Origin of the sequence: Thermogutta sp., assembly GCF_039793925.1 — a bacterium.
Lineage (GTDB): Bacteria > Planctomycetota > Planctomycetia > Pirellulales > Thermoguttaceae > Thermogutta.
The window spans coordinates 1-7,652 of record NZ_JBAMME010000201.1 but is presented as its reverse complement, the minus strand read 5'-3'; the positions used below and the strand labels follow the sequence as shown (position 1 = coordinate 7,652).

7 protein-coding genes are annotated in these 7,652 nt (G+C 55.8%); all 7 read right to left on the bottom strand.

Features of this window, described 5'->3' with window-relative positions:
* The coding region (cmr6, locus tag ABJK56_RS07935) for a type III-B CRISPR module RAMP protein Cmr6 (RefSeq protein ID WP_347244128.1) at positions 1-2,038 on the bottom strand (2,038 nt) is incomplete at its 3' end.
* A gap of 12 nt (positions 2,039-2,050) precedes the next feature.
* A complete protein-coding gene (gene cmr5 / locus ABJK56_RS07930) occupies positions 2,051-2,473 on the bottom strand; it encodes a type III-B CRISPR module-associated protein Cmr5 (protein ID WP_347244127.1) in 423 nt (140 codons plus the stop codon).
* 43 nt (positions 2,474-2,516) lie between these two features.
* A complete protein-coding gene (gene cmr4 / locus ABJK56_RS07925; protein ID WP_347244126.1) occupies positions 2,517-3,467 on the bottom strand; it encodes a type III-B CRISPR module RAMP protein Cmr4 in 951 nt (316 codons plus the stop codon).
* Positions 3,460-4,641 (bottom strand): type III-B CRISPR module-associated protein Cmr3, encoded by a 1,182-nt coding sequence (cmr3, locus tag ABJK56_RS07920; RefSeq protein WP_347244125.1) that lies wholly within the window; start codon positions 4,639-4,641, stop codon positions 3,460-3,462. Before cmr3 ends, cmr4 begins: the two co-directional genes overlap by 8 nt.
* The gene (gene cas10 / locus ABJK56_RS07915) at positions 4,638-6,587 is read right to left on the bottom strand and encodes a type III-B CRISPR-associated protein Cas10/Cmr2 (protein ID WP_347244124.1); all 1,950 of its coding nucleotides are present in this window, start codon (positions 6,585-6,587) and stop codon (positions 4,638-4,640) included. The genes cmr3 and cas10 overlap by 4 nt, the downstream gene beginning before the upstream one ends.
* A gap of 176 nt (positions 6,588-6,763) precedes the next feature.
* Positions 6,764-7,168 (bottom strand): CRISPR-associated protein Csx15, encoded by a 405-nt coding sequence (gene csx15 / locus ABJK56_RS07910; protein ID WP_347244123.1) that lies wholly within the window; start codon positions 7,166-7,168, stop codon positions 6,764-6,766.
* An 87-nt stretch (positions 7,169-7,255) separates the two neighbouring features.
* The coding region (locus ABJK56_RS07905; RefSeq protein ID WP_347244122.1) for a hypothetical protein at positions 7,256-7,652 on the bottom strand (397 nt) is incomplete at its 5' end.

The window sequence follows — 7,652 nt, the reverse complement described above, 5'->3', positions numbered from 1 at the left end:
GTGTAAGCTTCTTAGTAATTGTGTCTATCGCCTGATTAAGAAAGTCCTGGCTTTTTTTCCGCGTGGGATCGTCCGGCAACTCCGGAGATGGAAAGCCGACACAGCGGACGACGTAATGACCATTTTGGCGTCCCACGTGAAAGATAAGCGGCGATGCGTGGCGACCGGTCTCTGCCACGTGCTCCCCCGGTTTAAATTGCCCGGGCACGTTTGCGGCGCGCACGTTTCGGGGAAGTCCCAATGCCAATTTTTGAGGATTTCGCGCATATTGTTGCGCAAAGGCCTGTGCCGCGGCACCGATGGCGTCCAGAACCCACCACACGTTTTTCCAGGGAACCCGAAGCTCCTTTCCCGCAATCATCGTTTCTAAAGTCGGCGCGTGGCAGCCTTCTTGCCTTGATAGGCGACATGCCTTGCGAAACTCCGCGGCGACTTCTTTGCATTTTTCCAGTTTCCAATTCGAACGTGAGAGCTCGGCGGGTACGTCGAAACAACCGAAGCCCTTTCGCGACTTGGAGCCAACCCCTCCGTAGTAACAGAGAAGCCACAGCGCTGCCTGAGCCTGGGGTAGCAAATCCGACACAGCCAGTGTCCATTTGTCAATAACGATGCCTTTATCATTCTTTATCTCATAAATCTTCGGACGAACTCTCATCGTCACGCGCCATTTCGCGTTCGGCGTTAAATAATAGCGCTTATAACGTTTACGCTGGCCATTCTCCTTGCGCATGTCGTCCATGCCAAAGGTGAAATAATCAAGTCCCGGTGTGGTTTTTTTATTTGGTGGAGGAGGCAGTTTATTCTCGTTTCTCACCTCTTTTTTGTCGAATAACACAGGCTGCATGCTTTCTAACGGCTCCACGGTGACCCGCACCGCTCCGCAGGAGTTTGTATCACCCCAGATCGCGGATTCCATCCGATAAAGCGTGACGGCGTCCACGTGGGCGGCATGCATGGTCCGCCACCACCAGCGGAGCATCCCCCGAAGCGTCGCCGGCCGCAACTCGCAGTCCTCTTCCTTTTGCCACGGTCCCGCCAGAAAGGCAGGGGTGACCAGCTCCAATGTGCAGGTGAATTCCGCACGTTTTTGCTTTGCTTCTTTCCAGGTTCTCTCCACGTTTTTCTGGGAAAACGGTTTTGGCGGCTCGGTCACCTTAAACGATCCATACCCGGAGGCCGTCTTGGCTCCCGCTCCTTCGTATTCCAGGGCGCCGATCAGCCACTCGGTCGCCAGTTGAAGGAGTTCATTCGGCACATCCGCCCGGCGTTTGGCCAAGGCAAAAAAGAACGTGTGGCCAGCGGAAACCGCGAGAAAATACACCGGAATGGGCGAATCCCAGTCCCCGGGCGGTTCCTGATCCTGGTAATAACTCGCATGATGATTATTCAATATGTCGGCGACTAAAGGGGTCCATTTCTCCGGCCAGGCGTCCAGAAAGATGATCTGCCCTACCGACGCCGTGATCTCGGCTTTGGGATTCTCGGGATCGTAACGTTTCTCGGCCGGGTGCTCGTTTGCTTTGATCTGTTTTTGTCGGTCGGGATTGGGCGCCCAGCCGAAGACGTCCTCGATCTGCTGCCACGCCTTTTTCTGATCGGTTTGCGTCGGCAACCAGACGGTTTCGGCAAATGCCCGGGCCATTCCCTTTAGACCCGTACCGGGCAAATAGACAAAGCCGTAGATTGGGTGCAGACAGATGCCGGCGTTCTCCAGCGCCGATGCCCGCGCGAGATGGAGCGTCAGCGGCCCGACGGTTTTGGCCTTGAAGGTCATCGCTCCCCTCGCCGCCACGACGGTCTGCCACCGATCGAATAAGGCGTCATAATTCAGCCCCGGTGGTTCGTTTTTAGATTTGTCGGCAATCTTGTCGACCGTGGGCTTTTGAACCCGCTCCGAAAGCTTCCCGCTATTATCCCCAGATTTTGAGAACAGCTCTTCGCTCCATGACTGGACATATTTGTCGAGTTGCAGCCCCAGATGGGTGTTCTCGGACAGCAAGTCCCGAACGGGTTTGGGCAGGGGAACAATCATCGCCATAGGATTTTCTCCTCAGTCGATTGCTGAAGTGCTTTCGGATCCTTCGGCGTCTGCAAACCGGTTCAGCCACTGAAGATAGGCCAGGACTTCGTCGGTGGCCCAACGGAGGAATTCGGCGTCACCTTCGACAACGGCTTTCAAAAGTGCCATGTCGTCTGGTTTTGGTTTGTTGCTGTCCGGGTTCAAGCGTTTATTGAGCACCCAGTCGCCCAGTGCGATAAGCAAATCCGGTGCATATTTTTTCGCTTTCAGAAATGCGAGGGCCTGCCCCAATCCGGAGGCAATGATCCGCACCGGCAATTTTTTGGCCTGGCCATGGAATTTTTCAAAAACCTCTTTATCATTCTTGTTCTTGGCCGCCTGAACGGCTTGCCACGCATGCTCTGCCCGACGCTGGTCGAGCGTTTTCCTGTGTGAATTGGTGACACTTGGCATAGGTCAACTCCTCTTACTTTGATAGCCTGTGAACCGGATCCGATCAGGTCAGCACGTGGACGGCACACAGACCCTTTCCCGTGGTCTCGTCGCCCCCAATCTGCAGCACGCGAACCTCTTCCAGGCACTTCCGTACTTTGTGGAGCACATCTGCGGCGTCCATAGAAGTCTTGCTGTTCCGGCTGGAATTGGCGAGCAGCACAGAATACATGATGGTCTCTGCCGGGAGAAATTCCTGATAAAATAGAGCCCGTTCTTTGACCGTTTTGCGCTCGTAGTCGAGGGCAATCCGCGCGACAATCTCTGTGGCATTGCGGACAAAATGAGTGAAATCGTCGTCCGAGAGCACAACGAGGTGGCTCTTCATGCGATCCTGAGCAAATTTGTGAACCACAGCATGGTTTGCCAGCCACTCGGCCACACTGTCACTAGGGCCAGTAACTTTGTAATCAAACTCCTCCAGGACGATGGTCGCCTGGGCCGATTGCCCTACCAAAAGCGGTGAATTCGTCGGAACGAGGGCCTTGTGTTCGGCCGGCCAGGTTGTGGGGAGCTGCGGGGGCTGCATTCCGGTAAGATCCAAATCGCGGCACAGACGTTCCAGAACACCACGGCATGTCACCCAGGCAAACACCCCACGCAGCGAACGCACTGGGTAGGCCAAAATGCGGGCATCGCTGACGGTCAGGGCACCGGCGTGGGCGCTGCTTTCTTCCACTTTGCCCGGTCCGAAGATGGTGACAACGTCCGGATCTTCCTCGTTGACGACTTTGCGAGGCTTTTGAGTCTCCTGACGCACCTTTTCCCGATACGCATCGCGAAGGACGCCTTTGAGGGCTGATCCCGCAATGTTCGGCCAACCGGTGTGCCGTTCCCGTTGGACGGGCAGATCGACGGTTCCCAGGGCGGTTCCCGAGCCGGGGTGCAAAGCCGTCTGGGCGTGAATGAACAAGAGTCCGCCTTGCGTTTTGAGCGTTTGTGTCGCGTTAGCCATCGTTCCAAACTCCTTGCAAGAAACAGCCCCAACCCTGCTGCTGGTCCGCAGGATTATCCGACAACGAGTCCGAGAGATTTTCCGGGAGACTTTCGAGGAAATACACAGAGCCAGCCGAGGCGGCGAAACGTGTGCGCTTGGGACCTCTGCGGACAAGGTCCCAACCTGACACGGCAATCTCGCCGGGCACCACGGCCGCTGCTAAGTGCTGGGCTAAACACCGCGGATACCATCCCTCCTCGAAAATGCCAGGTGTCGTCAGCACGACCAGGGGTTTTTGCCCGGTTTGAGGAACCGCTTGCGGAAATTCGAGCGGTCTATCGCAATGCCTGACGGCCACGCGTTTCCCTTCCCCGCCCCAGCGGAGAAAACTCACCGATTTCCACACCGATTCCCCCTCAGGCGGCAAATCAAGCTCCACGTAAAAGGCCACATTCTGTTTCAAAGCCAGGAAACTGGCCGTGTAAATGTGGTGTTCTTCAGAAGTCAGCCGATCGGCATTGATGCCTATTCCCGTGCGATTGTCGTGACCAAATAACTCGCTCTCAGAGACAAAATCCTCTTTGGTAAAATCCTGAGGCGGTCTGCTTTGCAGGAACTTTTGCATTCCACGCGCGGTCAGATAACCCTTGGCGGTTTCCACATCTTCCCGGGTCTTCACCCAAATCGGCCGCAGACCCTCTCGTGGCGGCTTCCAGCCTGGGAGATTTTGCTTCCGTTCGAGGGGCTTCCCCAGCCAAATTTCACTCGCACCTTCTTCGCTCTTTTTGAAGGAATAGACGGTGGCGGGCATGGGGAAGATGAGCTCCCAGTGAATCGAATCTGTCGTCCCGGGCCGTACCCCGCGGTCTCGGACCAACCATGGCCCGCGGATGCGAATATTGAAGAACCATTCGGGGGCACCGGCCTTTTGGAGCCCTTGACGACACACCTCGTGAAATTCATCGTCCGTAAGCTGACGGTTTTCGGCCTTCTGGCAGTAAACCTCTCGAACCTTTTCGAAGTCACAGCCCAAAGCCTGCAGGATGGCCGTCCAGATGGCACCGGCAACTGTCTGCGGGAGCGGAAGTCCCGACGTTCCTCGCATGGCCGCTGTAAATGGGCGGCCGTCCCGGAAAAACAAGACGTCAAGCGGTTCCAGGATGGCCCCCAGGCGTTGAAGTTGCTGGTTCATTGATCCCTCCTTCTCGCCAAGAACGATGCCGTCTGGCATAGGGTCAGGAAGTTTTCCAGAAGCTGACCATTCTGGATGCCGGGGCCGGGAGGCAGTGCACCCGCTTTGCCACGCGACCGTGATCGCTCGTCCCACAAACTGCCGAAACGCTCCAACTGCTCCACAATTTTGGCCCCTGCTTTTTTGGGTTCGTTTGGTGACAGGAGTTTCCGTGTGGATTCCTCGGCGCGATCGACCTGCCGACGGATCTCGGCCTTCATCGCTTCAACCGGAAGACCTTTTAACACTGGCAACTCTTGATAAAGGTGACGCGCCCAGCGGTCGGAGGCTCCCGCCCGATTTTGCTGAGTGGGTGTGAAGGCTGAAACCCACCCTTTCACGTCGTCCAAAAACGGCCAGGGGCACAGGGCCGTGGTGTGTTCGCCTGACCGCCGACAGACGGTGATCGCCACCAAATCCCGACCGTTATTTTTGGCATGTTTTTCGGCCTGTCTTGCGGTTTCCAGGGCAAAGCGAAGGTCTTCCTTGTAGTGGACAACGGCTATGCCCGCGCTGAGCGTGGCACTTTCTCCGGGCACTCCCTGCAAGACCACTTGGGCCCATACTTTCCGAAAGGCCTCGTTGAGTTCCTGGGCACACGTGATCACTGTGGTTGTGGGAAGCAGTGCCAGCACGTCGTCCCCACCGCAATACACAAGCACGCCGTAATTCTTTTCCACAATTTTCGGGGCGTAACGGAGCGCAAACATCATCAGCGCTTTACTGATGGTTTGGGGATGCTGACGACCGGGTCTTGCGCGGAGATGTTTGCCCATCCGATCGCCATCCATCATCAGCACCGCATAATAGTTTGGTGCTGCACCCTGACGAGCTCGCTTGTCTTTGATCTGCTTCCAAACCGCGTCCGGACAGGCCCCTTCATCCTCGTCCAGCTCGGGCCGATCCCAATGGAGCCATTCCCCACTCCACACGCCATGCTCCTCGCGGACTTTTTCAGGAGAAAGCGGGGGTTCCTGGCGGAGCCATTCGGCAGCCGCGACAGTTGCTAGGTCCTCCAACCGCATCTTCCGCGGGTCAGCCCCAAATTCCTCCGCAAAATAGGCGGGCCAGGCGAACCGTTTGACAAGACTCACCGCACAGAGACGCTCGCCGGAACGAATCCGTACCCCACCAACACTCAGGCCGTTCTTACCGCTGAGTGCCTGCCAGAATTCGGCGGCCTTTGTCAACTCGGCAGGTCCCAGATATTCGTAGGTTCCCAGAAGGGAACATTTTGCAGGGTACATCCCCAGTTCATCCGGCTCTGGGGAATATGTGGTGACCTTTCTGATCACCTTGTGGGTGGCGTGGACCCGGGCTGCCAGTTCCGCGCGATGCGTCCACAGCTTGTCCTCTTCTGGAGCATTGGCCCAGGCGTCTCCTGAGGCTGCCTGATGGCCGAGCAATGATTCGATCGCGCTCTCAGAAATCGCTTCCTGAGGCACGACGGTCATCCGCACATCGAAGAATGAGTCAATCTGGGCATTCCAAAAACGATTGACCGAGCTCTCCCATTCCGCCAACCACCCGCCCTTCAAATCCTCGATTTTGGTGTGGAGTGTCTCGCGAACTTTCTCTGCGATGCTGCGCCAGGCAGCCTCGAAAGCGTTCCGGCAGGCATTAGCGAGACTCTCCGCCTCCTCAGCCGGAACTTCCGCCAGAAACCGGTTCGGCAAGCAGGGGGAGCGAAGCTCCTTGCGCAGGTTCTGGGGCGACATGGGATCGTCGCTCATATCGGGCTCGATGAAGGCCGCCACACCGTGTTTTGAATAGATCGGTTCCATGGCCTTACGGGTCAGCCATGCCAGTAAGAAGCTGCCGGTCCACAGGTCCCGCAGTGTCCGCGCGGCAGAAATGAAGGATTGAACGGGCCCAACAGAAAATACAATGAACGCACGATCACCCATGGTGTTGTCCTCGCTTTGCGGCACAGAATTCCCACGTTTGTTCAAGAACCTGCCCTCGAAAGCAACTGCCTGCCGATGATCGACGAGCCATATTGATTACCCCGTAATTAGCCTTTTCTTTTTATTTCGGCCGATGATTTTGTCCTATCGAATCCTTCAAGTCAAGCCACTGGCAATCAACCGGTCGTTTCTTTAATGCGTTGTTCCCGTGCCTGGTCGCGCACCTGTTGAAGGTTGATAATCTCTGCCACTTCGAATTGGGGCGGAACATCGCTGGTCGGGCGAAGACGCATAATAGCCGGAAAATGTCCCACCCTTCCATGCAGTTCCGCCAGAAATAGACAGGCGATTGGTGCGAACGATGGCGGATTAACCACAATGGGCAAGGTCTGCCATTGTTCGTAAGTCAATCCGATCTGGTCGAATAATGCCCGCATTTGTTCAATAAATGACTGCTGCGGGTCGAACTGGCACTTCAGATCCACGACCTTGCTGATCCGCTGACCTGTCAGAGTCCGAATTTGCTTTTTCTGTTCCGGAGTCAACGGGTGACTGAAATTGAGAATCCATAGTCCTGGCATGAAACATCCTTTCTATAACTGATTTCTCCATCTACTATCGTGAATTACAGTGCTCTCTTCCTTATTTACGACTGTCACGCCCTGTGGTTAACAAACAGGCAGGCCCAACAGCTTTCGCCACCAGGGACGTCTGGCCTGGGCGAGCTCCTGTTGCAGCCTTTCCAATTCCTGCTGTAAGCCGCGATTGTTCGTTTCCAAAACCTCTTTTTCTCGAGTCAACTCTTCCGCCCGTTGACGCCACTCATTCACCTGGTTTGTTAACTGGGATATATGATGCTCCAGATTTTTGATTTGTGATTTACTCTCTTCCTCATGCTGTTCGTATTGACGGATAAGGTTTTCCAGGTCAGCCACACGGTTGGTCAGTTCGGCATTGGCGGCCTCTAATTCGTCCCACTCGTCCGGGATCTCTGTAGGTAGCATGGATTCTTCAACCGGCGGTGTCCAGGGAACGAACTCCTGCAACCTCTTCTCGAACTCTGCC